This is a genomic window from Ensifer adhaerens (genome assembly GCF_028993555.1).
Lineage (GTDB): Bacteria > Pseudomonadota > Alphaproteobacteria > Rhizobiales > Rhizobiaceae > Ensifer > Ensifer adhaerens_I.
Genome location: NZ_CP118611.1, coordinates 1,874,303 through 1,899,715, shown reverse-complemented (window position 1 = coordinate 1,899,715; position 25,413 = coordinate 1,874,303). Strand labels below are relative to the sequence as shown.

25 protein-coding genes are annotated in these 25,413 nt (G+C 63.0%); 13 read left to right on the top strand and 12 right to left on the bottom strand.

What is annotated here, in order from left to right:
* Positions 1-100: 100 nt before the first annotated feature.
* The 4 genes from PWG15_RS28805 to PWG15_RS28790 all read left to right on the top strand — a co-directional run bounded on the left by PWG15_RS28805 (position 101) and on the right by PWG15_RS28790 (position 4,217).
* On the top strand, positions 101-463 hold the full coding sequence (locus PWG15_RS28805) for a VanZ family protein (RefSeq protein ID WP_275024918.1): 363 nt from the start codon (positions 101-103) through the stop codon (positions 461-463).
* Positions 464-544: 81 nt separating this feature from the next.
* Positions 545-1,543 (top strand): glycosyltransferase family 2 protein, encoded by a 999-nt coding sequence (locus tag PWG15_RS28800; protein ID WP_275024917.1) that lies wholly within the window; start codon positions 545-547, stop codon positions 1,541-1,543.
* Positions 1,544-1,572: 29 nt separating this feature from the next.
* Complete coding sequence (locus tag PWG15_RS28795; RefSeq protein WP_275024916.1) at positions 1,573-3,708, top strand: glycoside hydrolase; 2,136 nt, start codon at positions 1,573-1,575, stop codon at positions 3,706-3,708.
* An 89-nt stretch (positions 3,709-3,797) separates the two neighbouring features.
* Positions 3,798-4,217: a CBS domain-containing protein gene (locus PWG15_RS28790; protein WP_275024915.1), complete on the top strand. Its 420-nt coding sequence runs from the start codon at positions 3,798-3,800 to the stop codon at positions 4,215-4,217.
* Between the two features lie 71 nt (positions 4,218-4,288).
* Here the strand turns inward: PWG15_RS28790 and PWG15_RS28785 are convergent, their stop codons facing one another.
* The 6 genes from PWG15_RS28785 to PWG15_RS28760 all read right to left on the bottom strand — a co-directional run bounded on the left by PWG15_RS28785 (position 4,289) and on the right by PWG15_RS28760 (position 10,314).
* The gene (locus PWG15_RS28785) at positions 4,289-4,996 is read right to left on the bottom strand and encodes an OmpW/AlkL family protein (protein WP_275024913.1); all 708 of its coding nucleotides are present in this window, start codon (positions 4,994-4,996) and stop codon (positions 4,289-4,291) included.
* Between the two features lie 192 nt (positions 4,997-5,188).
* A complete protein-coding gene (locus PWG15_RS28780; protein ID WP_275027244.1) occupies positions 5,189-5,935 on the bottom strand; it encodes an ABC transporter ATP-binding protein in 747 nt (248 codons plus the stop codon).
* Positions 5,932-6,741 (bottom strand): ATP-binding cassette domain-containing protein, encoded by an 810-nt coding sequence (locus tag PWG15_RS28775; protein WP_275024912.1) that lies wholly within the window; start codon positions 6,739-6,741, stop codon positions 5,932-5,934. The genes PWG15_RS28780 and PWG15_RS28775 overlap by 4 nt, the downstream gene beginning before the upstream one ends.
* Entirely contained in the window at positions 6,738-7,589 is an 852-nt protein-coding gene (locus PWG15_RS28770; RefSeq protein ID WP_275024911.1) for an ABC transporter permease, read from the bottom strand. The genes PWG15_RS28775 and PWG15_RS28770 overlap by 4 nt, the downstream gene beginning before the upstream one ends.
* Entirely contained in the window at positions 7,586-8,551 is a 966-nt protein-coding gene (locus tag PWG15_RS28765; protein ID WP_275027243.1) for an ABC transporter permease, read from the bottom strand. Before PWG15_RS28765 ends, PWG15_RS28770 begins: the two co-directional genes overlap by 4 nt.
* A gap of 218 nt (positions 8,552-8,769) precedes the next feature.
* The gene (locus PWG15_RS28760) at positions 8,770-10,314 is read right to left on the bottom strand and encodes an ABC transporter substrate-binding protein (protein ID WP_275024910.1); all 1,545 of its coding nucleotides are present in this window, start codon (positions 10,312-10,314) and stop codon (positions 8,770-8,772) included.
* A 448-nt stretch (positions 10,315-10,762) separates the two neighbouring features.
* On the opposite strand from PWG15_RS28760, the gene PWG15_RS28755 reads away from it, so the two are divergent.
* From PWG15_RS28755 to PWG15_RS28725, 7 genes are all read left to right on the top strand, one after another.
* On the top strand, positions 10,763-11,842 hold the full coding sequence (locus PWG15_RS28755) for a LacI family DNA-binding transcriptional regulator (RefSeq protein ID WP_275024909.1): 1,080 nt from the start codon (positions 10,763-10,765) through the stop codon (positions 11,840-11,842).
* Positions 11,839-12,861 (top strand): polyamine ABC transporter substrate-binding protein, encoded by a 1,023-nt coding sequence (locus PWG15_RS28750; RefSeq protein ID WP_275024907.1) that lies wholly within the window; start codon positions 11,839-11,841, stop codon positions 12,859-12,861. The genes PWG15_RS28755 and PWG15_RS28750 overlap by 4 nt, the downstream gene beginning before the upstream one ends.
* A 101-nt stretch (positions 12,862-12,962) precedes the next feature.
* Positions 12,963-13,790, top strand: a complete 828-nt coding sequence (locus PWG15_RS28745; protein ID WP_275024905.1) for an ABC transporter permease — start codon at positions 12,963-12,965, stop codon at positions 13,788-13,790.
* The gene (locus PWG15_RS28740; RefSeq protein WP_058323510.1) at positions 13,787-14,566 is read left to right on the top strand and encodes an ABC transporter permease; all 780 of its coding nucleotides are present in this window, start codon (positions 13,787-13,789) and stop codon (positions 14,564-14,566) included. Before PWG15_RS28745 ends, PWG15_RS28740 begins: the two co-directional genes overlap by 4 nt.
* On the top strand, positions 14,559-15,587 hold the full coding sequence (locus PWG15_RS28735) for an ABC transporter ATP-binding protein (protein WP_275024904.1): 1,029 nt from the start codon (positions 14,559-14,561) through the stop codon (positions 15,585-15,587). The genes PWG15_RS28740 and PWG15_RS28735 overlap by 8 nt, the downstream gene beginning before the upstream one ends.
* A 6-nt stretch (positions 15,588-15,593) precedes the next feature.
* Positions 15,594-16,514 (top strand): nucleoside hydrolase, encoded by a 921-nt coding sequence (locus tag PWG15_RS28730; protein WP_275024903.1) that lies wholly within the window; start codon positions 15,594-15,596, stop codon positions 16,512-16,514.
* Positions 16,511-18,298: an adenine deaminase gene (locus PWG15_RS28725; RefSeq protein ID WP_275024902.1), complete on the top strand. Its 1,788-nt coding sequence runs from the start codon at positions 16,511-16,513 to the stop codon at positions 18,296-18,298. Before PWG15_RS28730 ends, PWG15_RS28725 begins: the two co-directional genes overlap by 4 nt.
* A gap of 16 nt (positions 18,299-18,314) precedes the next feature.
* On the opposite strand, the gene PWG15_RS28720 is transcribed toward PWG15_RS28725, so the two are convergent.
* Complete coding sequence (locus PWG15_RS28720; protein WP_275024901.1) at positions 18,315-19,490, bottom strand: M20 aminoacylase family protein; 1,176 nt, start codon at positions 19,488-19,490, stop codon at positions 18,315-18,317.
* 191 nt (positions 19,491-19,681) lie between these two features.
* Here PWG15_RS28720 and PWG15_RS28715 point away from each other — a divergent pair, with 191 nt between their 5' ends.
* Both PWG15_RS28715 and PWG15_RS28710 read left to right on the top strand, forming a co-directional pair.
* Positions 19,682-20,362, top strand: a complete 681-nt coding sequence (locus PWG15_RS28715; protein WP_275024899.1) for a phosphoribosyltransferase — start codon at positions 19,682-19,684, stop codon at positions 20,360-20,362.
* A 62-nt stretch (positions 20,363-20,424) separates the two neighbouring features.
* On the top strand, positions 20,425-20,820 hold the full coding sequence (locus tag PWG15_RS28710) for a VOC family protein (protein ID WP_275024897.1): 396 nt from the start codon (positions 20,425-20,427) through the stop codon (positions 20,818-20,820).
* Positions 20,821-20,942: 122 nt separating this feature from the next.
* Here the strand turns inward: PWG15_RS28710 and PWG15_RS28705 are convergent, their stop codons facing one another.
* The 5 genes from PWG15_RS28705 to PWG15_RS28685 form a co-directional block, all read right to left on the bottom strand.
* Entirely contained in the window at positions 20,943-21,404 is a 462-nt protein-coding gene (locus PWG15_RS28705; protein WP_275024895.1) for a DUF411 domain-containing protein, read from the bottom strand.
* Positions 21,405-21,585: 181 nt separating this feature from the next.
* Entirely contained in the window at positions 21,586-21,879 is a 294-nt protein-coding gene (locus tag PWG15_RS28700) for a copper-binding protein (protein WP_275024894.1), read from the bottom strand.
* A gap of 27 nt (positions 21,880-21,906) precedes the next feature.
* Positions 21,907-22,392 carry a cupredoxin domain-containing protein gene (locus PWG15_RS28695; RefSeq protein ID WP_275024893.1) on the bottom strand — a complete coding sequence of 162 codons (486 nt, stop codon included), beginning with the start codon at positions 22,390-22,392 and terminating at the stop codon, positions 21,907-21,909.
* Between the two features lie 50 nt (positions 22,393-22,442).
* Positions 22,443-23,780, bottom strand: coding sequence for a multicopper oxidase family protein (locus tag PWG15_RS28690; RefSeq protein ID WP_275024892.1), 1,338 nt, complete (start codon positions 23,778-23,780; stop codon positions 22,443-22,445).
* 13 nt (positions 23,781-23,793) lie between these two features.
* A complete protein-coding gene (locus PWG15_RS28685; RefSeq protein ID WP_275024891.1) occupies positions 23,794-25,257 on the bottom strand; it encodes a TolC family protein in 1,464 nt (487 codons plus the stop codon).
* Positions 25,258-25,413 lie beyond the last annotated feature (156 nt).

Here is a 25,413-nt window from a genome sequence, read left to right as displayed (position 1 = left end):
GCGACAGCGCGCCGTGCACGTATGGACGGGCCGGCGGGCTCTGTCGTGGTCCGTTCGACGATTGCCGTGCCTTGCACGCCGCCTGGAAGACAAGCTGATAATGAACCTCAAGCGCGCCGCCGGCCTTTTCGCCTGGCTCCTTTTTGCCGTGATCGCCTATTCGACGATGTCCCCCCTCGAATTGCGTCCGCGCATCGGCCATCTCGTCCATATCGAGCGGTTCGGCGCCTTCGGCCTGCTGGGGTTGCTGTTCGCGATCGCCTATCCGAGGCATTTGGGACGCGTGCTGGTTCTCGTCTTTGCGACCGCAATCGGCTTCGAACTCTTGCAGATGATTTCGGCGGACCGGCACGCACGCGCGGCGGATGTCGCCGTCAAGCTTCTTGGTGGTGCCTGCGGCGTCTTTGGCGGCTGGTTCCTCTTCCGCTATCGGTTGCCATTGCTGCGCTTGCTGGGGCGGTAAACCAAAACGCAAAATATCGCGGGTAAGATCGCCCGCGACTTGGGCGCGGTTGTCGACGCGCCGTTGATATGGGGGGAACGCGTGGCAGTATCCGTCATCATCAAGACGCTGAACGAAGAAAAGCGCATTGCCGCGAACATCGAGAGCGCGCTCGTCGCCCTCAAGACGGTCGGCGGCGAAGTCATCGTTGCCGATAGTGGTTCCTCCGATAGAACCATCGAGATTGCCTCCCGCTATCCGGTCGTCATCGCACAAATCAGCCCGCCGGCGCTTCCGAGTTGCGGGATCGGTCCGCAGCTCGGTTTCCAGTATTCCCGCCACGAGCACATCTGCCTGCTTGATGGCGACATGCTTCTGGACAGCGACTTCCTCGCAGTTGCCGAGGCGTTCCTGGCCGACAATCGCGATGTTGGCGGCGTCACCGGTCATGTCCAGGAGATGCTCACCTCCAACCTCGAATTCGCCCGCCGTGTCACGCGCAATGCGCCGGAGAACCGGACCGGCGAGATCGACCGCATGAACGGCGGCGGTCTTTATCGCCGCTCGGCGATCGAGGCAGTCGGCTATCTCTCCGACCGAAACCTCCATGGCTATGAGGAGTTCGATCTCGGTATCCGGTTGCGCAGCGCCGGCTGGAAGCTGCATCGCCTCGACCGTCGCTTCGTCCAGCATTTCGGCCACACGGACAATTCCTACCGGCTGCTCGTCCGCCGTTGGAAGAGCAAGTACCTGTTCGGCATCGGCGAGTTGCTGCGTGCGTCGCTTGGCCGACCCTACTTCTTGCAGCTCATCAAGGAGTTGCCTGAACTCAAGCTTTGGGCGCTTGTCTATCTCTGGTGGGCGATATCGCTTGGCTTGTTGCTCTTCATGCCCAACAGGCTGCTTGCGCTCGGGATGGTCCTTGCAATCCTCGCGGGGGTCGTCGGTTTGATGAGCCTGCGTAAGGGCGGCTTCAGCATGGGGCTCTACACCGTCGTCGCCTGGTTCTTTCATGCGGCGGCGCTGCCGGTCGGGTTCTTTCGGGCGCGCCGGAAACCGGACGCGCCGATCGAAAGCAAGTTGCTCGGGGCTACGGCGTGATAGGGCGTCGGCTGTTCGCTGCTGCGGCAATGCTTCTAGCATTCGGTTCGCCCGTGAGCGCATCCGATCAGTGGCTTCCCGTGCGCGAAGTCTCGCTCGAACTTCGGGCAGGCAGCCCGCTCGACTTTTCCTCCTTCCTGCCGAACGGGACGATCGATGCCGATCATCGCCTTGTCGCAGGCGCCAATGGCCGTCTCGCCTTTGCGCAGTCGCCAGAGAAGCCCGAAAGAATGCTCTGTGCTTCGCTCGCCTGGAGCCCGGCGTCCGGCGGGTTTCCCGATCACCAGACAGCGGATCGCTATGCCCGGCAGCTGGCGATGCACGGCTACAATCTCGCCCGTCTGCATTTCGTCGATGCCAGCCTGATGTTCGGACGGGACAAGGATTTCGACTTCGACCTCGAGACGCTCGACCGCATCCACTATCTGCTGGCGGCCCTGAAGCGTAACGGCATCTACTGGATGGTCGATGGCCTTACGTCGCTGCGTGGCGTCTATGGCGGCTTTGACGATCGCTGGGACGATGGAGGAAATCTCAAGCTCGAGCTGTTTGTGGATGACCGGGCGTTCGATCATTGGACGCGCATGCAGCAGACGATCCTTGGGCGCGTGAACCGCTACACGGGCGTCGCGCCGATCCGCGACGAAGCCCTGGCCGTCGTCATTCTCGCCAACGAGAACGGTATCGAGTTCGACACCGTCGTGCACGATCGGCCTGGAAAAGCGCCCTACGATCCGCTGCTCGCGAAACCGTTCAACAACTGGCTGGCGAAACGCTATGGCTCCACCGAAGCCTTGGCCAAGGCCTGGCCCGATCTTCGCTCCGATGAGACGATCGAGGCGAGGTCGGTCGAGCTTCCCGCAGACCGCTATGGCGATAGCCCGCGGCTGCGCGATCTGCAGGCGTTCTTCATCGAGACGGAACGGGCCACAACCGCGCGAATGACCGAGGTGGTGCGCGGGCTTGGCTACCGTGGCCTGATCAGCAACTACAACAACTGGCCGACCGTCCAGGCGTCGCTCAGCCGACGCGACCTCGAAGCCGTGACCATGAACACCTATCACGACTGGGTCAGCGGCTATGCGCCGGGCAGCAAGACCACCCAGGTCAGCTCGATCGCCGATGGGGTGAACTATATCCGGATGATCGCGGCGGCGCGCTGGCTCGGCAGGCCCTTCGTGATCAGCGAATACGATCACCTGTTCTGGAACCGCTACCGCTACGAGGCAGGGCTGGCGATGCCGGCCTATGCGGCGCTGCAGGGCTGGGACGCGCTTTGCCGCCATGGTCACGGCCCGATTGTTCTTAGCTATGGCGAGCCTTTCGCGCACAAGAAGGCGATGCTTCCCTATGCCATAGCGCTCGATCCGGTGGCGCGCGCCGGCGAGACGCTGGCGGCGCTGCTTTACCGCCGAGGGGACGTTGCGACATCGGATGTAACCGTTCCGTTTGCCGTGCGCGGCGAGGAGGACCTTTCCAACGACATGCAGGCACGGGAGCCGGAATACCTGACTGATCTTGCACTCATCGGGCGGATCGGACTTGAGGACGCAAAGGATCTCGGCAAATCACCTGCCGTGCTGCAACCACGTCAGCAAAATGGCGAAGCGCTCCTCGAAAGCCTGCGCCGAAGCGGTGTGCTTGCGGGGGACAATGGCTCGAACATCGATACCGGCATCTATCAGAGCAGCACCGGCGAGATTCTGCTGAACCGTTTTGCCGGACAGTTGCGCGTTGCGACGACCGCAACGGAGGCTGCAGCATATTCGTCGCTGCGCGAGCCTATCGATCTTGGGGTGCTGCGCATCGAGAGTGCCGATGGCAACGGGCTGGTCGCGCTCTCGGCGCTCGATGCGGACGCGTCGCTGGCGAAGAGCCGTCGTTTCCTCGTGATCTTTGCGACGGATGCCCAGAACACCGGCATGACGTTTCGCGACACGGAGGAGAAGGTGATCGAAGATTTCGGAGGGCTGCCGGTCCGGATCCGCGAAGGCTATGCTGATCTGGCTCTGGCGCGAACCGCAGTGGCATGGAGCGTTTCGCCAGTTGGTCTTGATGGGACTGTGCATCCGCCTGTTGTGCGGGGGAAGGGCGCCGTCGCCTTCCGTCTTTCCAACAATGTTCCCTCCGGCCCCACCACCTATTTCCTCCTCGAGCTGCGATAGGATTCTTCTGCCGCCCTGTGCGGCCGTGGACCAATGAATGGCCATGATCTGCGCCTATTCTCCGTCGCTTTCATGCAAAGGAGGATACGATGAGAATTTCGGAAGCCATGCATCCCGGCGCTCGCTGGATCTCTCCCGAAACAGATATCAAGACGATCGCACGCATTATGCGGGACGAGGATATCGGCGCCTTGCCCGTCGGCGAAAACGACCGCCTGATCGGCATGGTCACAGATCGCGACATCGCCTTGCGTGCCTTTGCCAACGGGCGCGATCCCGCTTCGATGACGGCACGCGACTTGATGACCAGGGATATTGTTTACTGCCGCACCAGTGAAACGATCGAACACGCCGTCCACCTGATGGAGGCGAAACAGGTCCGGCGCCTGCCTGTCATCGACGACGACAAGCGCATGGTCGGCATGCTGTCACTGGGCGACATATCGCATGCCAGCAGCCGGCAGCTCTCAGGTGAACTCGCACGGGCAGTCACGGCCCATCATCTTTAACATCCGGCCTCAGCAGTTGCGGCGCCTACTACGGCGCCGCAAACGAATTCTCCCATCCCTGCGCGAACGGATCAGAAGCGATAGCTGATGCCCGTGCCAATCAGCCACGGGTCGAGCTTGACCTTGCCGCTGACCGCGCCGGCGCCGGGCAGGGTTGCGTTGACCTCAGGCTCGAGGAACAGCTTCTTGACGTCGAAGTTCAAGCCCCAATGCTCGTCGAGCTTGATGTCGACGCCCGCCTGCAGCGCCACGCCAAACGTGTTCTTCATGTTGAAGCTCGAGAAATCGCCGCGGGGCTTCTCGTTGTAGAACATCGTGTAGTTCACGCCGGCACCGACATAGGGCTTGATCGTGTCCGTCGCATTGAAATGGTACTGCAGCGTCAAGGTCGGCGGCAGCAGCCAGGCCTTGCCGATTTCGCCGAGACCGGCGATCGAGCCACTACCGCGCGCCGTGTGCGGCGTCGTGCCGAGGACCAGTTCAGCCGCGATGTTGTCGGTGAAGAAGTAGGTGATGTCGAGTTCCGGCACGACGGAATTGCTGACGCCGACCTTTTCACCGTCGAGTGCTACGCCGTTCAGGGAGAGCGAGGCTTTGTCGTCGGGCAGCACGGCCAGCGCGCGAGCACGGATCATCCATGGGCCCGGCTCGCTGGCGAGAGGCATTTCCGGTGCCGCGATCGCGCTCGGCTCGGAGAGATCTGCCGCCGTCGCGATCGCGAGCGGCGCCGCGAGTGCGACGAGGAAGATGGCAGATGGCAAGATGGCGCGAGTAGGCATGGTTTCCGGACCCCCAGAAGAAGTTGAACATCGCCGGTCAGGCGTTCGGCCGCGACTTGTCCGCGGCCGGCGGCACTATGCTCAAGACGAGTGTCTCAGGGGTTGTCCTGGATCAATGCAGCCATGAATCAGCAAGTCTTTGGGGACAAAGGCGGATTCGCCTCGGCACGCGATCGTAGTGCCAAACCCTTGTCAGGCAGGCATGCGCGGAATGCTGGCAAGCAGCCGCTGGGTATAGGGATGCCTGGGGGCGGTCAGAATGTCGCGGGTCTTGCCGCTTTCGACCACTTTGCCGCGCTCCAGGATGATCATTTCCTCGCAAAGAGCGGCAACGACGCCGAGGTCGTGGGAGACGAAAACCAGCGTCAGCTTTTCCGCAAGCGTCTTGAAAAGTTCGACGATGCGGATGCGGGTCGAAAGATCGAGTGCGCTGACCGCCTCGTCCGCCAGTACGATCTGGGGACGGGCGACGATTGCGCGGGCGATGGCGATGCGCTGGCGCTGGCCGCCCGAGAACTCGTGTGGATAGCGGCGCATTGCGTCGAGCGGCAGGCCGACGGCTTCAAGCGCATCTGCGACCGCCCGGGTGCGATCGACGGGGATGCGCAGCGACCTGAGCGGTTCGCCGATGATGTCGATCACCCGCTGACGTGGATCGAGCGATGAATAGGGGTCCTGGAAGACCGGCTGCACTGCACTGCGATAGCGACGCATGAATGCGCCATTACCCGGGTCGAGGACATCATCACCAAAGCGGATGGTGCCGCCGGTCGGGCGGATGAGCCCGAGCATCAGCCTGAGCAGTGTCGTCTTTCCGGATCCGGATTCGCCGACGAGGCCGACACTGACACCAGGGCGGACTGACAGCGAGACGTCGCTGAGCGTGGTCTGTTGGCGGGAATAGCCGAAACTGACGTTTTGAAGATCGAGCATCATTATCCGGTTGCCCCCAGTGCTTCGTCGAACAGGCGGGCGGCCTCGACCAGGGATCTTGTGTAGACGTGTTGCGGGTCGCCGAAGACCGTATTGACGGCCCCTTCTTCGACGGCAATGCCGTTCTTCAGTACGATCACGCGCTCCACCACCTGAGAAACGACGGGCAGGTCGTGGCTGATGAACAAGAGCGACATGCCTGTCTCGCGCACCAACTGGTCCAGCAGTTTGAGGATTTCTGCCTGCGTCGTCACGTCGAGTGCTGTCGTCGGTTCGTCGGCGATGAGCAGTTTCGGGCGGCAGGCGAGCGCCATGGCGATGGCGACGCGCTGGCGTTGGCCGCCGGACACTTCGTGTGGATATGAATTGACGATGCGCTCCGGCTGCGGCAGCGCCACCTTGTCGATTAGATCTTGGACCTCGCGGCTGATGGCTTGCCTCGATGCCTTGCTGCCCTCCCGCTCCAGCCGGCGACGGACGGGCTCGGCGATCTGTCGGCCGATCTTCATCAGCGGGTCGAGCGCGGTCAGCGGCTCCTGGAATACCACGGCCGCGGCAGCGCCGCGCAATCGGTTCATCGTTCTGTCCGGCGCGCCGACGACCTGCTGGCCGTCAAGTTCGATCGAACCCGTTGCGCTGATCGAGGTCGGCAGCAGGCCGGTCGCCGCCATGGCGGTCATCGACTTGCCCGAGCCGGATTCGCCGATCAGGCCGATGCGCTCGCCGGGCCGGATCGAAAAGGAAAGACCGGATACCAGCGGCTTGTCGCCGGCGCGGATATCGAGGCCCTGGACGTTGAGAAGCGCTGTCATCGCGATCTCCCGCGTGTCGGGTCGGCGACATCGCGCAAGCCGTCGGCCAGAAGGTTCATGCCTATGACGAGGGCGACCAGCGCGATGCCAGGCGCGATCGCGCCGATCGGCGCCGTGTAGACGGTTCCCTGCGCTTCCTGCAGCAGTCGCCCCCAGGAGGCGTTCGGTGGCGGTGCGCCAAGGCCGAGATAGGAGAGCGACGCTTCTGCGATGACGGCGAGGCCGAACTGCAGCGCGAAGTTGACGGAGAGCGTCGGCCAGATGTTGGGCAGCACGTGGCGGGAGACCACGCCCGGCCAGGACGTTCCCGACGTGCGCGAGGCGACGATGTAGTCCAGCCGGAGCACGCGCTTGGCGAGGATGCGGGTCAGCCGCGCGACGATGGCGGAAATCGCAAGCCCGAGCGCAAGGATTGCCGTCCAGAGGCTGGCACTGTCGCTTGCCGCCACCACCAGCATCGCCAAAAGCAGCGTCGGGAAGGCGATCAGGATGTCGAGCGTGGCGGCCATCACGTCATCGGCAAGCCGGGTGGCAAAAGCGGCGAGTACGCCAAGGCTGACGCCGATCGCGGCACCGATCGCCACCGCACCAGTGCCGACGAGGAGCGCGGTGCGGGCGCCGATCATCAGTTGGGTGAGCAGATCGCGTCCGAGCCGGTCGGTTCCGAGCAAGTGCAGGAGGGATGGTGCTTCCAGCCGTCCGCCCGAAGCGTTCAGTGGATCATAAGGCGTCCAGAACAGTGTCAGGACTGCGACGGCGAGATTGAGGGCGACAAGAGCAAGGCCAACAGTGAGAGCGAGCGAATGCCGGCGCTCTCGCGTGGACGCGGCCGTTTCGATCGGGCTCATGTGTTGCCTCCAACTGCCCGTTCGCGCAGGCGCGGGTCGATCAGCCGCTGGGTGAGATCGGCGGCAAAGCCGATCAGCAGCACCAGCAGTGTCGAGATGAAGAGCACGCCTTGAACGTTGGGATAGTCGCGCTGCTCGATCGCAAGCAGCAACATCGAGCCGAGGCCCGGCAGCGCGAAGACACGCTCGATGACGACGGCGCCGAGCAAGGTTGTCGCGAGTTCGATGCCGAGGATGGAGACGATCGGCACGGCGCCGTTGCGGATACCGTGGCGGACGAGCGCTTGCGGAAAGCTGGCGCCAAGCGCGCGTGCGGTGCGCAGGTAGTCGCTGCCGAGAACATCCTGCGTGGCGGAGCGGACATAGCGCAAGAGCGACGCGCCCATGACGAGCCCGATGGTCAGCACGGGCAGCGCCAGAGCATAAAGCGCCTGCCCCTCATTCTGCCAGCCGCGGCGGGGAAATCCGCCTGATGGAAACAGCCGGAACGAGACGGCAAAGACGGTGACGAGCAGGATGCCGACCCAGAAAACGGGAATAGCGATGCCGAGCTGCGAGACCGTCGAGATCAGCCCGCCATACCAGCGGTCGGCTTTGACGGCCGCGAGGATGCCGAGCGGCACGGCGACCAGAATGGACAGCAGGAATCCCATAAGCGCCAGCGGCACGGTGACGGTCAACCGCGCGGCGATCTCCTCGATCACCGGCTTGCCGCTGACAAAGGAGGTCCCGAGATCGAAGCTTGCGAGGCTGCCGGCAAACCGAAGAAACTGCTGCCAGAGAGGCAGGTTCGAACCGACCTGTTCACGGGCCCTTTCGATCTGCGCGGCATCGGCGCCGACAGACAGAAGCGCATTGGCGGGGTCACCGGGGAGCAGACGCAACAGGACGAACAGCACCACCGCGGCAATCAGCAGCGACAGGATGAGAATGGCAAAGCGGCGAAGGAGATAGGTGAGAATGGCTGCATTCCTTTCTTCTCACGGGACGCCGCGATCAGAGAAGTTGGCTTTTGCATCAAAACGGAGAGGGAGGCTAGAGCGGAGGGGCTACTTTAGCACGCCCTACGTCCCACCGGCCGAAACGGCCCGGATTGAAACCAAGGCGCGATCTTGGAACGCCGAAGCCCCTGGATCCGATCCAGGGGCTCCTGTTGCTGCGAAAAGCGAGGTCGTTTCGCTTACTGCTCGTTCTTCTTGATGCCAGAGGCAAAGAACTGCGAATTGAGGCCGTTCACCGGGTAGCCGGACACCGCCGAGCTCGAAACGACGATTTGCGGGTAGAGGTAGAGCCAGTTGCTGGCGGCATCCTCGGCGATGATCGTGTTGGCTTCACGAAGCTTGGCTGTTTGCTCGTCGGTGTTGGCTGCCGCTTCCGAGGCCTTGATCAGGTCAACGACCTTGGGGTTGTTGTAGCCCCAGTAGAAGTCCGGGTTGCCGTAGAAGACGATGTCGCGGTGGTTGACGTGCTCCTGCAGCGTCGCCTGGAAATCATGCGCCTTGTAGACCTTGGTGTACCACTCGTTGGCGGTGATGACGTTGATCTCGACCTTGATGTTGACCTTGGCGAGCTCGCTCTGGATGAACTGCGCGACGATCGGGTGCGGGTCGTAGTTCGGCGTGTCGAGCTTGAACGTGAAGCCGTCGGCAAAGCCCGCTTCCTTCAAGAGCGCCTTGGCGCTTTCGACGTCATAGGCATCGACGGCGGTCAGATCGACGTACCAGGGATCGGTCGGCGGAACGAAGGAGCCGATCAGAGTGCCGTATTCGCCCCAGATCGACGTCAGCAGCTTCTTGTCGTCGATGGCGCGGGCGATCGCCTTGCGGACCTTCACATTGTCGAAGGGAGCGACGCGATCGTTGAAGGCGAGCAGTTCCTTGGTGGTCGACTGGCCGGCCGTGACGGTGAAATCAGGATTGTCCTTGAACTGGGCGATCGAATCCGGGCTCTGGACGCTGGTGATGATATCGACGGCGCCGGTCAAAAGTGCATTGTTGAGGGCGGTCGCATCGGTGAAGTACTGGAAGACCACTTCGCCGTTGGTGGGTGCGGTGCCCCAATATTTGTCGTTGCGGGTCAGCGCGAGCGACGAGCCGCGGCGCCATTCGTCGAGACGATAGGGGCCGGTGCCGTCTTCGCTGGCGTTCAGGTCCTTTGCCGCATCGTTGACGATCCAGACGTAGCTCAGATTGTAGGGAAGCGAGATCGAGCGTGCGGTGAGCTTGACGACGACAGTCTGGTCATCGGGCGTCTCGATCGCGCTGATCGTCGCGAGGCTCTTCTTGCGCGAGCTCTTGGATTGCTCAGCCGTTACACGCTCGATGCTGTATTTGACGTCGGCCGCCGTCAGCGGATCGCCGGAGTGGAAGGTAACGCCCGAGCGGAGCTTGAAGGTATAGGTGAGACCGTCTTCGCTGACGCTCTGCTCGGCGACGAGACCCGGCTGCACGTCGCCCGCATCGGTCAGCGTGAACAGCGCTTCATAGACATTGCCGTTGAAGGCTTCGTTGATGCCCTGACCGGCGCCGGCGGTGTTGTCGAGGTTCTGCGGCTCGTAGAGCGAACCGATGGTGATCGAGGCGTTGGGGTCGAACTTTGCGTCCTCGGCGAAGGCGACCGCGCTCGTCGACAGCGTAAGCGCCAGTGTGGCGGCGGCGAGCGTCGAGCCGCGGCCCCGAAGGCCATGTCCCGAGATTTTGCCAAAGCCGATGATAGTGCCCGTCATTTCCCAAACTCCTGCTTATGCCTGTTATGCGGATCGCACCGCCACCCGAATGTACCCCATCGGGTGATTGCGATGCATCATACTTATTCCCTAGTAATTTAGTGGGAAAATTGGTTCCTTTTGTCCGCCGAAGTTGAAAATTGTGCCCGCGACAGGGGCCGGTGGGCAGACGGGCGTTTCGATTTTCCAGGTGCGGCGGCTCGCGGAGATATATCAGTAAGCCATGATGGATCCGTTTGAATTCGAGGTGCACGCCGTCTTTGGTCGCGCTACCAAAGCGCACGAGAATGGCGTTTTGTGCGGCAAGAGGTCAGCCGATTGTCGTCCACAGAGAAATTCTCTCGCAAATTGTAAAATGATCTGAGCCGGCAAAAGGATTCGACAGTTCGGGGATTCTGATATATCGCGTGATTAATCGTTTAATCATGCGATAGCGGAAACCACGGACTTGGCGCGTTCCGGACCAAAACTGACGAGGATTGCCAGAACGCTCGGCGTGTCCGCGGCGACGGTGTCCAACGCGCTCTCCGGCAAGGGCCGCGTGTCGGCCGAAATGGTGGAAAAGATCCGCGCGACCGCCGCCGAACTCGGCTATGTGCCGAGCCAGGCGGGCAGGGCGCTCAGGACCGGGCGCACCGGCGTCATCGGCCTCGTGCTCCCCGACATCGCCAATCCGCTCTTCCCGCAGATCGCCCAGGCGATCGAGCTTGCCGCCTCGTCATCCGGCTACGGCGTGCTGATAGCGGACTCGCGCGGCGACGTTTCGACCCAGACCAAGGCGATCGAGCGGCTGATCGATCGCGACGTCGACGGCCTGGTGATCGTGCCGCGGCGCGGTACCCGCATCGCCGATGTCGGCTGTCCGGTCGCCGTCATCGACACGCCCTCGACGCCCGGCAACACGGTTGCCGCCGACCATTGGGGTGGCGGCCAACAGATCGCCGCGCATCTGAAGGCGCTCGGGCACCGGCGCGTGCTGATCATCGGCAACAATCCCGCTTCCAACGTGCAGAACGATCGTGCCGGCGGTATCCGCTCGGTCTTCGGCGATGGCTGCCACACGGATACGCTCTGGATCGAGCCGCTGGAGAGGGTTTCCGGCAAGGGCTGCTCGCTCGGGCTCGCCGAAAAAGTTGCGGACGGTTACACCGCCTTCGCCTGCATCTCCGACCTGCATGCGCTCAGGGCGCTGACCGAACTGCAGCGCGCCGGCATCAATGTTCCGGAAAAAGCGAGCGTCACCGGCTTCGACGACCTGATCTGGGCGCCGGTCATCACGCCGGCGCTGACCACCGCGCGCATGGATATGACCGAGATCGCGGCCATTGCGGTCGCTGCCCTCGTCAAGGCGATCAGCGAGCGCGACCCGTCCGATCCGTCGATCGGCGCGCCGGTTACGGCCGAGACATCCAAGGTGCCGATGCATCTGGTCGTCAGGCAATCGGCCGCCGCACCACCTGCAGGTCATTCCATTCATCCCCCCATCACCGCAGCCACATCCGTCACCGAAGGAGGACACCAGCCATGAAGAAGTTCCTGCTTGCCTCGAGCGCGCTCTTGCTCGTCGCCGCCCCAGCCGCGTCTGCTCAGGAAAAGACGCTCACCATTTCCGTCTACGGCTTTGCCCAGGACGCCTTCAAGGAACTGGTCTATACGCCGTTCGAACAGAAGTGCGGCTGCAAGCTCGTGGTCGAGACCGGCAACAGCGTCGAGCGCCTGGCGAAGATGGAAGCCAACAAGGCAAGCCCGGTCGTCGACATGGCTGTCGTCTCGATGGCCGACGCGCTCTCGGCTTCGCGTGCCGATCTCATCGAAAAGATCGATACTTCGAAACTCCAGAACTTCAACAAGCTCTATGATCTCGCCAAGGACCCGAACGGCGACGGCATGAGCGTCGGCTACACCTTCTACGCAACCTCGATTGTCTATCGCTCCGACAAGATGGAGGTGAACTCCTGGGCCGATCTCCTGAGCGATGAGAACGCCAGCCACGTCGCGTTCCCGAATGTCACCACCAACCAGGGCCCGCCGGCGCTCTACATGGTCGGCGAAGCCATCGGCAAGAACACGCCTGATCTCAAGGAAGCGATCGCCGCCGTCGGCGCCAAGAAGGACGATATCGTCACTTTCTACGTCAAGTCGTCGCAGCTCGTGCAACTGATGCAGCAGGAAGAGATCTGGGCCGCTCCGATCGGCCGCTTCTCCTGGGAAGGCTTCACCAAGCTCGGCCTGCCGATCAAGTGGGCAACACCGAAGGAAGGCCAGACCGGCGGGATGAACGTCATGGTGCTGACCAAGGGCGGCAAAAACCAGGACCTGGCGCTTGAGTTCATGGACTTCTGGCTCTCGACCGAAATCCAGACCGCGCTTGCCGAAAAGCTGGTCGACAGCCCGGCCAACAAGGACGTCAAGGTCTCGCCCGAGATCGCCGAGAACCTGACCTACGGCGAGGAGACCGTGAAGAACCTGAAGCTGATCCCGTCGGCCGTCGCCCTCGACAACCGCGAAGCGTGGCTGTCGGAGTGGAACGCGCAGGTCGGCCAGTAAGCCAAGCGACTGAATTCCACCGGCCGGCCCGGTCGGCCGGTGGACGCTGCGGCGCCTTCGGGGGGTAGGCCGCGCCAACGAATGCCTTGAAAGGAAGAAGGATGTTCCAGAACCGCGCCGAAGCCCTGGCGCTCGCTCTGCCCGCAGCGGTCTTTGCGGCGATCGTCTTTCTGGCGCCGGTGGTGATCCTGCTGGCGGAAGGCTTTCGCAGCGCCGACAGTTGGTCGTTGTCGGCCTATACGACCTTCTTTTCCGATCCGCTGAACCGCACGGTCTTCCTGCGCACCTTCCGGCTCGGCCTGATGGTCACCGCCGTCTCCGCGGTCATCGGCTATGCCGCAGCCTTTGCCATCGTCAATCTTTCGCCGCGCAATAAAGGACAGATGATCGGCCTCGTCGTGCTGCCGCTGATGATTTCGTCGGTCGCCCGCACCTACGCCTGGATCGTCATTCTCGGCCGCACCGGCATCGTCAACCAGGCGCTCCAGCTCGTCGGCCTTTCGGACGAGCCGATCCGGTTTCTCTTTACGGAGACGGCCGTGTTCATCGGCCTGTTGCAGCTCTTCCTGCCGCTGATGGTCCTGTCGCTGATCAGCGCGCTCGAAAACATGCCGAAGGACGCGATCCCGGCAGCCCGCGTTCTCGGTGCGAATTGGTTCCAGGTGTTTTTCAAGGTGATCCTGCCGCTGACCAAGGAAGGCCTTGTTATTGGTGGTACCCTGGTCTTCACCGGCTCGCTCACGGCCTACATCACGCCGGCGATCCTCGGCGGCTCCAAGGTGCTGATGCTCGAAACGCTGCTCTATCAGCGCGTCACCGTCGCCAACGACTTCGTCGCCGCCAGCGTCATCGCCTTCATCCTGATCGTCATGAGCTTTGCCGCCAATCTTCTCCTGAAACGGCTTGCCACCGCGAGGAACAAGCGATGACACCCCGCGTCTTTTCTCCCCTCGTCCTGTTTCTGGTGATCGGTTTCCTGATCGGGCCGTTCTTCATCATCGTCGCCGCCTCGCTTTCCGGCGGCGAGACGCTGGCCTTCCCGCCGCAGGGTTTCTCGCTCAAATGGGTCGCCAAGGTCTTCACGGTCGAGAGTTTCCAGGAGAGCTTCGCGATCTCGATGCTGCTTGCGATCGGCGGCACGGCGGCTGCCCTCGTGCTCGGCGTGCCGGCCTCCTACGCCCTCTCGCGCTATAAGCTGCCTTTCGGCGAAACCATCCGCACGATCGTCTCCTTGCCGATCATCGTGCCCGGTATCATCGTCGGCCTGGCGCTCTTGCGCTACATCGTCGTCCCCTTCGGCCTCAACATCACGCTGACGCTGTTCCTCGCCCATACGGCGCTGGTTCTGCCCTATGCGGTGCGCGTCGTCTCGGCGAGCCTCAACAACCTGCGTTCCGATATCGAGGAGGCAGCCGTCCTGCTCGGCTCCTCGCGTGCCGGCGCCTTCTTCCGTGTGGTGATGCCGAACATCCGCAGCGGTATTCTTGCCGCCTTCATCCTCGGCTTCGTGACGAGTTTCAACCAGGTGCCGGTGTCGCTCTTCCTCTCCGGTCCGGGTGTGCGCACGCTGCCGATCGACATGCTCTCCTACATGGAGATCACCTACGATCCGTCGGTCGCAGCCCTCTCGGCACTGCTCGCCTTCATGTCCATCGGCATCGTCTTCCTTGCCGAACGCTTCCTGGGATTCTCTCGCTATGTCTGACGCCGCTTTCCTCAGCCTTGAAAAACTGACGCTCGCCTATGGCGAAACCGTTGCGGTGAAGGACCTTGACCTTTCGATCCGCAAGGGCGAACTGGTGGCGTTCCTGGGGCCGTCCGGTTGCGGCAAGACGACGACGATGCGCTCGATCGCCGGTTTGCTGTCGCCGGCTTCCGGTGCAATCAAGCTTGACGGCGCCGACATCACCCGCGTTTCCGCCAACAAGCGCTCGGTCGGCCTCGTCTTTCAGTCCTATGCGCTGTTCCCGCACCTGACCGTGTTCGAGAACGTCGCCTTCGGCCTGCGGCTAAAGAAGCTGCCGGCGGCTGAGATCGAGAGCAAGGTGACGGCCGGCCTGAAGTCCGTCGGGCTTTCGAAGTTCTCTGCCCGCAAGCCGGGCGAACTCTCGGGTGGCCAACAGCAGCGCGTAGCGCTCGCGCGCTCCATGGTCATGGAGCCGAAGGTGCTGCTTCTCGACGAGCCGCTGTCGAACCTCGATGCTCGCCTCCGTCTCGAAATGCGCACGGAGCTGCAGCGCGTGCAGAAGGAAACCGGCGTCACGATGATCTTCGTCACCCACGACCAGGGCGAGGCCCTGTCGCTGGCGGACCGGATCGTCGTCATGCTGAATGGCGCGATCGAGCAGATCGGCACGCCCGAGGATATCTACAACCGCCCGGTCTCGCGCTTCGTCGCAGACTTCGTCGGTTTCGAAAACATCTTTGCCGTCGAGGGCGGCAAGCTGAAGGCCGGCAACAGCCCGATCGATCTTTCCGGATCCCTGCCGCCTGACACGGCAGGGCTTGCGTGGCGTCCGCGCATGGTGACCCTTGGTTCAGGTCCTTTCCAAGGCACTGTGCGCGGAGCCTCTTTCTCCGGCAGCACGCGCGAGTATCTGCTCGATACGTCGCTCGGCGCCATCAAGGCGGAGGAAGATGCCGCATTGGCGGCGCGCGAAACCGGTTCTACGATTGCCTTCGATCTCCCGGTCGACAAGGCTGCGCGCCTCAAGAAGTTCGGTTGACGTCAGATGGGTGTCTGGATCGATACGGACATGGGCTTCGACGACATCGCTGCGGTGCTCGTCGTCCTTCATGCCGCTGAGAAGATCGACGGCGTTTCGCTCGTGTTCGGCAACACGCCGATCGACCAGGTGAAACGCAACGCCGCCAGCGCGGCGCTTTCCTTCGGCTGGGATTTCCCGATCCACGAGGGGCGCGCTTTGCCGGTGCTCGGCAGGCTCGAGACGGCCGAACGCATCCTCGGTGAAGCTGGCATGCCGACCGCTGGTCTGACGCTGCCGCAAGCCGATGCACTGCCGCCAAGTGACGCCTTTGCGGCGCTCTCGGCCTGGCTGGAGCAGGAAGGGCCGAAGCGCATTCTCGCTCTCGGGCCACTCACCAACCTTGCCGCCCTTTGCCTTGCCCGCCCGGACCTTGCCGCCCGGATCGCCGATCTCACCTGGATGGGTGGCGGTGTGACCAGCGGCAACCACACGGCATCCGCAGAATTCAATGCCTTTGCCGATCCGGAAGCGCTGGCGATCGTGCTTGCTCACGGCCTGCCGCTACGCATGGTCGATCTCGATCTCTGCCGCAAGGTCTTTGCCTATCCGGACGACGTTGCGCCGATCCGCTCGGCCGGCGGCGCCAATGCCGCGCTGATCGCCGATCTGCTGGCGGGCTATATCTCGATCGGCACCAGCCGCGGCCGCCCGGGCATGGCGATCTATGATCCTTCAGCTGCCGTCGCCTTCGTCAATGCCGGTGCGATCTCCTTCCGAAGCGCGCGTATTGATGTTGAGCTTGGCGGATCCTTGACACGTGGGCGCACCGTCGTCGAAACCCGCGCGAGCCATGCGATCTTCAATGCCGAATATGCCGTCGACGCCCACGTCGAGACGACGCGGGCGCAGATCCTGGGTGCGCTGATGAAAGAAGCGCAGAAATGAACGCCGTGCAGCAGCCTCACGACCTGGCGGACGCGGCGCTCCGGACCCGCGCGGTGGCCGCAGCGCGCGGTGATCAACCCTTCGACATGCTGTTACGGGGCGGGACGCTGGTCGACGTGGTCACCGGCGAGCTTCGTTCGGCGGATATCGGTCTTGTCGGACCATTGATCGCAAGCGTCCACGAACCGGGTACGCGCAGCGACGCGACTGATATCATCGATGCGACCGGCGCCTTTGTTTCGCCGGGCCTGATCGACACGCACATGCATGTCGAAAGTTCGATGGTGACGCCTTCGACCTACGCCAATGCGGTGCTGTCGCGTGGTGTGACGACCATCGTCTGGGACCCGCACGAATTCGGCAACGTCAACGGTGTCGCCGGCGTGCGCTGGGCTGCGGATGCCATTCGCGATCTGCCACTGCGCACCGTTCTGCTGGCGCCGTCGAGCGTCCCTTCGGCGCCGGGACTGGAATTGGCTGGCGCCGATTTCGACGCCGAAGTCATTGCTGACATTCTGCGCTGGCCGGAAATCGGCGGCATTGCCGAGATGATGAACATGCGCGGCGTCATCGACGGCGAGGCGCGCATCAGTGCCATCGTTCAGGCCGGACTTGCGGCCGGCAAGCCGGTCAACGGCCATGCACGCAGCCTTGCCGGTGCCGATTTGCAGGCCTTCATCACTGCCGGCGTCAGCTCCGACCACGAACTCGTGTCCGGCGACGATCTGATGGCAAAACTGCGAGCAGGGCTTTCGATCGAGCTGCGCGGCTCGCATGACCACCTGCTGCCGGAATTCGTCAAGACGCTCAACGCTCTCGGCCATCTTCCTCAGACAGTGACGCTCTGCACCGACGACGTTTTTCCCGATGATCTCGCCCGAGCCGGCGGCCTTGACGATGTCGTGCGACGGCTGGTCCGTTATGGCCTGCCCGCGGAATGGGCGCTTCGGGCGGCGACGCTGAATGGCGCCGTTCGGCTCGGCCGGCATGATCTGGGGCTCGTGGCGCCGGGACGCCGGGCGGATATCTCGATCTTCGAGGACCTGAGCGAGTTCCGCGCGCGCACCGTTATCGTCGACGGCAAAGTGATCGGGGAGAGCGGCCGTATGATCGAGCCGCTGACTGACATCGACGTTGCGCCGCTATACGGCACGATGAAGATTGCGCCGCTCGCAGAGGCCGATTTCCGCATCCCCGCTGCCGGCACGAAGGTGCGGGTCGCGACCATCGATCGCCCGCGTTTCACGCAATGGGCCGAAGCGATTGCCGAAGTGGAAAGCGGCTTCGTCGTACCGCCCGAGGGCACGACCCTGATTGCGGTCGCGCACCGTCACGGCCGCGCCGACAGCCGGCCGCGTGTCGGTCTCTTGTTGGGCTGGGGCACTTGGCGCGGCGCCTTCGCGACCACGGTTTCGCACGACAGCCATAACCTGACCGTCTTCGGCGGCAATGCCGCAGATATGGCAGTTGCGGCCAATGCGGTGATCGCCGCCGGCGGTGGCATGGCCGTTGCGTCCGGTGGCAAGCTCGATGCTCTCCTGCCTCTGCCACTTGCGGGGCTGGTCTCGGCGGAATCGTTGGCAGAGGTTGCAACCGGCTTCGCCGAGCTGCGGGATGCCGTTGGCCGCATTGTCGACTGGCAGCCGCCTTATCTCGTGTTCAAGGCATGCTTCGGCGCAACACTTGCCTGCAACGTCGGCCCGCATCAGACCGATCGCGGCATCGCCGACGTCGTCACCGGCAAGCTGTTGGAAACCCCTGTTCTCGCCGTTCTTGAGAAATGAACTGCATCGGCGGGCGCTATTCGGCGCCTGCCAGTTCCTGCTCGACCAGCTTTGACCAGAAGGCGACACCCGGGCCGATCGCAGCATCGTTGAAATCATAGGCGGTGTTGTGGTGCAGTGCGCCGTCGACGGCGGGGCCATTGCCGAGCCAGACATAGCAGCCCGGTGTTTCCAGCCCGAAGAAAGCGAAGTCGTCCCCCGCCGTCGAGGGCGGGAATGCCGTGCGGGTCCTTTCGCCGAAGACGGTTTGCGCCGCCTTCAGAGCCCGGGCGGTCGCATCGCCATCGTTGACGACGGGCGGGATGCGACGTTCGAATTCGTAGTCGACCGCAATCCCGTACATTTCCGCCGTGCCTCGGGCCAGTCGCCCGATCTCGGTTTCAAGCTGGTCACGCACTTCGGGCGTATAGGCGCGCGCCGTGCCGCCGATCTCTACGACGTCAGGGATGACGTTGAGCGCCTTCGGGTCGCCGGCGCGCACGGAGCAGGCGCTGACGACGGCCGGTTGCAAGGGATCGACGACGCGGCCGACGATCGATTGCAGCGAGGCAAGGAAGGTGCCGGCAGCCGTCACCGGGTCGCGGCCGAGGTGCGGCTTGGCACCGTGGGTGCCGACACCGCGGAACGTCAGCCGCCAGCTGTCGGAGGAGGCGAGCTGCGGCCCGGCGACGACGGCGATTTCGTCCGGGTCGAGGCCCGGCATGTTGTGCAGACCGTAGACGGCGTCGCAGGGGAAAAGCTCAAACAGCCCTTCCTCGACCATGCGTTTCGCGCCACCGCGACCTTCCTCGGCCGGCTGGAAGATGAAATGAACGGTGCCTGAGAAATTGCGGGTCTTTGCCAGATACCGAGCGGCGCCGAGCAGCAACGTGGTATGTCCGTCATGGCCGCAGGCGTGCATCTTGCCGGCTTCGCGGGATTTGTAGGGGCGGTCGGCGATTTCAGGCATGGCGAGTGCGTCCATGTCGGCGCGAAGACCGATCGTGCGTGTGCCGTTGCCGACCTGCAAGGTGCCGACCACGCCGGTTTTTCCAAGGCCGCGGTGGACCTTTAGTCCGGCGTCCTCGAGCCATTTGGCAACGAGGTCACTGGTGCGCACCTCCTCGAAGCCGAGTTCCGGATGGGCATGCAGATCGCGACGGAAGTCGGTGAGGAAGGTGAGGTCGTCGGCTATTCCGTCCGGCAGGCGCATGTTCTGGTATTCCTGTGGTTCAACTGGCGAAGGGCTTGTGAATTCCGCGCGCTTGGCTCTGCCTGCGGTACCCTTTCGGTTTGATCGAAGTCGCAAACGGTATAGACGAAAACCACCGGGATCAGAACAGCGAACCGGCTTTTTTGGTCGCCTTTCAATCCGGGCGAAATGCGCAGACGAGGACGGAACCGATGCAGCCTCACGACTTCTGGCAGGAGGTCTACCCGCCGAAACGTTTCGATATCCAGGCGGGTTATCGCGACTTCTTCCCGGCGACGCTTGGCGATGGCCGCCAGATCCTTTTGCCGATCCGTCCGCTCAGCGACGGCAAGCATGCGCTTGCTTCGCTGATCGTCAACCAGGCGAGCTTTGCGGTCGAAGACGCACTGGCAACCGAGCTTGCGGCAAAGCTTGCGGCCTTCGAGCCCGATGTCGTCGCCGGCCTGCCGACATTGGGCCTGACGCTCGCTTCGGCGGTCGCTCGCAAGCTCGGCCATAGCCGCTACGTGCCGCTCGGGACCTCAAGAAAGTTCTGGTATGTCGACGACCTCTCGGTACCTCTCTCATCGATCACGACGCCGGACCAGAAGAAGCGGCTCTATGTCGATCCGCGCATGCTGCCGTTGCTCGAAGGGCGGCGGGTGGCGCTGATCGACGACGTGATTTCCAGCGGCACATCGATTGTGGCGGGGCTCACTCTGATGGATGCCTGTGGCATCGAGCCGGTCGCGATCGGCGCCGCCATGCTGCAAACTGAGCGCTGGCACCAGCCGCTTGCCGATCTCGCGCCGCATTGGCCCGCGCGGGTTGTCGGGGTTTTCCAGACGCCGATGCTTCAGTGCAGCGACGACGGCAGCTGGCGCGCCGCTTGAATTCCTTTGCATCGCTCTTTGGCGGCGATAGGTTTGCGGCAGGGCATCACGAAAGAACGTCCATGCGCTTCGTCAATCCGATCCCCTTCGTTCGCGACATCGATCGCTCCAGGGAGTTCTACGAGAAGATCGTTGGCCTGACGGTCCGTGAGGATTTGGGGAACTTCGTACTGTTTGAAAGCGGGTTTGCGATCCACGAGGGCCGCTCACTAGAGCGGACCGTCTGGCGGCAGGAGTTTTCTTCAACGGAGCCTTACGGGCGGAGAAACCTGCTCCTTTACTTCGAGCATGAGGATGTCGATGCCGCCTTCTTGCGCATCGCGCCCCATGCGGAGATGGTTCATCCGGTCGAGCGTCAGGAATGGGGCCAGCGCGTCTTCCGCTTCTACGATCCGGACGGACATGCCGTGGAGGTTGGAGAGCCGCAGGATCTGGGGGCTTCGGGCAAGGCCAAGTAGCCCGCGCTGGCTGACAGACCAAGCTGGGCAAGCCGAACGCCTCGCCATTGGCGAAAGCGTTCGGATCGGAGACGTGCGAAAACACACGGGGGCGTTGCGGCGAACTCCCTTGCGAGGCGCACTCAGTTCTTTGGGCGTACCTGATAGTAGACCGTCGATTGGGCGCCTGCCTTGGCGATCGTGTAGACGTCGTAGGAAGCCTGCGGATCGTTGCCCATGCCGAGCGAGCCGGAGGGCATGCCGGGAACCGCGATGCCGGCGATGTCAGGCCGCTCGGCCAGCAGCTTCTTTACCGCTTCGAGTGGCACGTGTCCCTCGATGACATAGCCGTCGACGACGGCCGTGTGGCAGCCCTCCATATCGGCCGGCACCGAAAAGCGTGTCTTGATCACCGACATATCGGCCTCGTCGCGCACCTCGACCTTATAGCCGGCTGCTTCCATCGCGTCCGCCCATTGCTCGCAGCAGCCGCATTGCGGATCCTTGTAGACGGCCATGGTGCCCGTTGCCGCGACCGCGCCTGTTGCAAAGAGGGTGATGCCCGCGATCGTGCCTGCAACGAAATGCCTGCGTAAAACGTTCATCGAACACTCCTTTCGTGTCTTCCTGGTTTTAAGGATTGTGGAGCCCGGTGCGCACAAAGTCGACCCGGACGGACCGCATGTCTCCTCAAATAGGTGCTGATTTGAGGATGAAGACATGCGGCAAAACAACCTACGACAGCGTCGCATGTCTGATCAGACATGCGACGCTGTCGTGTCGCAGTTACTTGACCTCGGTCACCGTCAGTTTGCCGTTGACCCGGTCGGCGACGAATTCGATTGACGCCCCTTCCTTGAGCTTGGCGAGAACCGCGTCATCGCCGACGCGGAAGACCATGGTCATGGCCGGCATGTCGAGGTTTTTCAGGTCTTCATGGTCGATCGTCACCTTCTTGGCCTTGGTGTCGACCTTCTTGACTATGCCCTTGGTGAACTCGGCCGCCTGCGCGGGAAGGGCGAAGGTGGCGGTGGAAGCTGCGAGCGCGAGGGCTGCGAAGAGTTTGCCTGCGGTGTTCATGGCTTTGATCCTTTCCTGTGGTCGGGGTTACTTCTTCACGACATCGAGCGGGCCGTGCATGCCGGCGTCGTAGTGGCCGGGCACTAGGCAGGCGAACTCGAAGGTGCCGTCATTGGTGAAGGTCCAGTAGATGTCGCCGGACTTGCCCGGCTCGAGCCGGAGCGCATTCGGGTCGTCGTGTTCCATGTCCGGGAACTTCTCCATGGTGATCTTGTGTTCCTGGATCGTCGCCTTGTCGTCGAGAACGAATTCATGCGCGAGTTCGCCGGCGTTCTTGATGGCGAAATGGACCGTCTGGCCCTGGCGCACCTTGATGGTCGAGGGCGTGAAGATCATCTTGCCGTCGTCGGTTTCCTTCATGGTGACGCGGATCGTCTGCGTCGCCTTGGCCTTGTCACCGGCTTGGCCGACCGAGACCTTGTCGTGGCCACCGGCATGGCTGCCCGACGCGAGTGCCTGGGAGGAGAGGGCGGAGGCGACAACGAGCGCCAGAGCGTATGCAGTTTTCTTCATCGTATGGTTCCTGGTGGAGTTGAGAGAGTTCATAATAATCAGCCGGGCCATCATGGTTTCGGCGTGATCACGGTCTTGGCATCTTTTGCCCGCGTTGCTTCCGGCAGTTCGCCGGTCCATTCCCAGGCTTGCGTTCCCGGTGGGTTCTCGTACCAGCCGGGATCGCTGTAATCGCCGGCGGAGATGCCTTCGCGGACCTTCACCACCGAGAACATGCCGCCCATCTCCAGCGCGCCGTGCGGACCCCAGCCGGTCATCATCGGGATCGTGTTGTCGGGGAGCGGCATTTCCATTTCGCCCATGTCGGCCATGCCGGCCGTTCCCATGGGCATGTAGTCGGGCTTGACCTTGCGGATCTTCGCCGCGACCGATGTCTTGTCGGCGCCGATGAAGGTCGGGATATCGTGGCCCATCGCGTTCATCGTGTGGTGCGACTTGTGGCAATGGATCGCCCAGTCGCCCTCGTACTTGGCGTCGAACTCGTAGGCGCGCATGGCCCCTACGGGGATATCGATCGATACTTCCGGCCAGCGTGCTTCCGGCCGCACCCAGCCGCCATCGGTGCACGTCACTTCGAAGTCGTAGCCATGCATGTGGATCGGGTGGTTGGTCATGGTGAGATTGCCGACACGCACCCTTACGCGGTCATTCTTCGACACGACCAAGGGGTCGATGTCTGGGAAGATGCGGCTGTTCCAGCACCACATGTTGAAGTCGGTCATTTCCATGATGCGCGGCACATAAGTGCCGGGATCGATGTCATAGGCATTGAGCAGGAACACGAAATCACGGTCGACGCGCATGAAGTTCGGATCCTTCGGATGGATGACGAAGAAGCCCATCATGCCCATGGCCATCTGCACCATCTCGTCGGCATGCGGGTGGTACATGAAGGTGCCCGACTTCACGAGGTCGAACTCGTAGACATAGGTCTTGCCGGCGGGGATGTGTGGCTGCGACAGCCCGCCGACGCCATCCATGCCCGACGGCAGGATCATGCCGTGCCAATGGATCGTGGTGTGCTCCGGCAGCTTGTTGGTGACGAAGATCCTGACACGGTCGCCTTCGACCGCCTCGATCGTCGGGCCCGGTGACTGGCCGTTATAGCCCCAAAGATAGGCCGTCATGCCGTCGGCCATCTCGCGTTCGACCGGCTCGGCAACGAGGTGGAACTCCTTGACCCCATTGTTCATGCGGTGCGGCAGCGTCCAGCCGTTGAGGGTGACGACCGGGTTGTAGTCGGGGCCACTCGTCGGTACGAGCGGCTTCTGGGTCGTGGCGTTGTCCATGCTTGCCGCTTCGGGCAGGCCGGAGTTGGACGTCTGGGCCCAGGCGGCGGTCGAAACGAGAGCAGCACCTGCACCGAGGAAGTGTCTTCTATTGAACATGATCCGATCCTTCTTAATGTCCTGCGCCGCCGGCTTCGGCCGCCGCGGGTGCCGCCGCTCCGCCAGCCGAACCGCCTGAGCCGCCGCCGTTGATCGCGGTCACCAGATCGGCGTCGGCGAGCCAGAAATCGCGCTTGGCATTGACCGAGAGAACGGTCGAATTGACCTTCGCCCGGACGTCGGCAAGCAGTTCGAAGGTGCTGGTGATCATGCCGTTGTAGCTGAGCGTCGCCTCCTCCTCGATCTTGGCGCGCAGCGGCACGACGCTGTTGCGATAGTGACGGGCGATCTCGTAACGCGAGCGATAGGCCTCATAGGCCGAGCGTGCCTCCGAGCGGATGTTGACCGCCTTTTCCGCCAGCAGGTTGGCCGAACGCATATGGGTGAGTTCGGCCTTGCGCATGCGGGCGCTGCCGCTGTCGAAGATCGGGATGACGAATTCGAGCTCGAACTGGCCTGTTGTCTCGACCTTGGTGCCGTGATCCTCTTTTTCTCGCTCCGCTTCCGCGCCGGCAACGAGCTCAAGGTCGGTGACGAGGCGGGTCGCCTCGGTCAGCTTGTAGGATTTCGCCACCGCTTCGAGATCGAGGCGGGCGATCTGCAGATCGACACGCCTTTTCAGCGCTTCCGCCTCGATGCTGTCCTTGCGGGCGAGCGTCTTCGGCAGGTCCGGCAGGCGGTTCGGGACCTGGTAGGCGACATCGGATCCCCACAGGCCCATCAGGCGCGTGAGGTTTTCCTTGGCAAGCCGCGCGGCAAGCCGGGCTTCGGCTGCCTGTCCTGCGAGTTCGGCGTTGAAGACATGCTCGCGCGCCTGCGTGCCCTTGCCCATGGCGCCGGTTTCACCGAGCTTGGCGGCAAGTTCCGAGGATGCGTCAGCAGCCACCTGGGCTCGGCTCAGTTGTCCGACGGTTTCCCACGCCGCGACTGCTTCGACCCAGGCACGGCGGGTTTCAGCGGCGAGTTCCAGCGTGCCGAGTGCCGCTGACAGCTGCGCCTGGCGAAAGCGTGCGTCGGCGATGGCGATGGTCTTGTCGCGGGTCAGAAGCGCCAGGATGTTGGTGGTGACGAGGCCCTCGATCGCACGATAGGCTTGGAGTTCCGGTGCGCCGATACCGGTGGTGCCGATCGAGACGGTGGGGTTGAGGAACAACGTCGCCTGCCAGGCGTCCGCCGAGGCGTCGCCGAGATCGGCATAGGCCGCTTGCAGCCCCTTGTTGTTGAGGAGCGCGATCTGGACTGCCGTATCAGCGTCTATCGTCTTGCGCTTCAAGAGCGCCTTGACCTCGGCGTTGACCTTTTCTGCCTGTTCGCGGTTCTGGATCCAGACGCTTCTCTTCGTGGTTGCCGTCGCCACTTTTGCGTCGACCGTCGTAAAGCCCGCATCCTTGGCGGAATACTCCGCGTTGGTCGCGCAGCCGGCGAGCACGAGCGGCAGGCCGATGAGCGCTGCCAGTTTGATCTTGCTGCCTATCATGACGCGTCTCCCTTCTTGGGCGACTGGGCGTCATTCAACGGAACCCACGGCTTCGGGCCGATCGGCTCGCGGTGGGTGTAGCCGACAACGGGGCTTCGATATTGGAGGCTCCGAATCCCGCTCGTACTGTCGGCGGGATCGCCGACGCTTGAGACG

Coding starts and splice junctions, on each gene's coding strand:
- PWG15_RS28805 (WP_275024918.1), top strand. CDS start 101: ATGAACCTCAAGCGCGCCGCCGGCCTTTTCGCCTGGCTCCTTTTTGCC.
- PWG15_RS28795 (WP_275024916.1), top strand. CDS start 1,573: ATGCTTCTAGCATTCGGTTCGCCCGTGAGCGCATCCGATCAGTGGCTT.
- PWG15_RS28790 (WP_275024915.1), top strand. CDS start 3,798: ATGAGAATTTCGGAAGCCATGCATCCCGGCGCTCGCTGGATCTCTCCC.
- PWG15_RS28785 (WP_275024913.1), bottom strand. CDS start 4,996: ATGCCTACTCGCGCCATCTTGCCATCTGCCATCTTCCTCGTCGCACTC.
- PWG15_RS28775 (WP_275024912.1), bottom strand. CDS start 6,741: ATGACAGCGCTTCTCAACGTCCAGGGCCTCGATATCCGCGCCGGCGAC.
- PWG15_RS28770 (WP_275024911.1), bottom strand. CDS start 7,589: ATGAGCCCGATCGAAACGGCCGCGTCCACGCGAGAGCGCCGGCATTCG.
- PWG15_RS28760 (WP_275024910.1), bottom strand. CDS start 10,314: ATGACGGGCACTATCATCGGCTTTGGCAAAATCTCGGGACATGGCCTT.
- PWG15_RS28750 (WP_275024907.1), top strand. CDS start 11,839: ATGAAGAAGTTCCTGCTTGCCTCGAGCGCGCTCTTGCTCGTCGCCGCC.
- PWG15_RS28745 (WP_275024905.1), top strand. CDS start 12,963: ATGTTCCAGAACCGCGCCGAAGCCCTGGCGCTCGCTCTGCCCGCAGCG.
- PWG15_RS28740 (WP_058323510.1), top strand. CDS start 13,787: ATGACACCCCGCGTCTTTTCTCCCCTCGTCCTGTTTCTGGTGATCGGT.
- PWG15_RS28735 (WP_275024904.1), top strand. CDS start 14,559: ATGTCTGACGCCGCTTTCCTCAGCCTTGAAAAACTGACGCTCGCCTAT.
- PWG15_RS28730 (WP_275024903.1), top strand. CDS start 15,594: ATGGGTGTCTGGATCGATACGGACATGGGCTTCGACGACATCGCTGCG.
- PWG15_RS28725 (WP_275024902.1), top strand. CDS start 16,511: ATGAACGCCGTGCAGCAGCCTCACGACCTGGCGGACGCGGCGCTCCGG.
- PWG15_RS28720 (WP_275024901.1), bottom strand. CDS start 19,490: ATGCGCCTGCCGGACGGAATAGCCGACGACCTCACCTTCCTCACCGAC.
- PWG15_RS28715 (WP_275024899.1), top strand. CDS start 19,682: ATGCAGCCTCACGACTTCTGGCAGGAGGTCTACCCGCCGAAACGTTTC.
- PWG15_RS28710 (WP_275024897.1), top strand. CDS start 20,425: ATGCGCTTCGTCAATCCGATCCCCTTCGTTCGCGACATCGATCGCTCC.
- PWG15_RS28705 (WP_275024895.1), bottom strand. CDS start 21,404: ATGAACGTTTTACGCAGGCATTTCGTTGCAGGCACGATCGCGGGCATC.
- PWG15_RS28700 (WP_275024894.1), bottom strand. CDS start 21,879: ATGAACACCGCAGGCAAACTCTTCGCAGCCCTCGCGCTCGCAGCTTCC.
- PWG15_RS28695 (WP_275024893.1), bottom strand. CDS start 22,392: ATGAAGAAAACTGCATACGCTCTGGCGCTCGTTGTCGCCTCCGCCCTC.
- PWG15_RS28690 (WP_275024892.1), bottom strand. CDS start 23,780: ATGTTCAATAGAAGACACTTCCTCGGTGCAGGTGCTGCTCTCGTTTCG.
- PWG15_RS28685 (WP_275024891.1), bottom strand. CDS start 25,257: ATGATAGGCAGCAAGATCAAACTGGCAGCGCTCATCGGCCTGCCGCTC.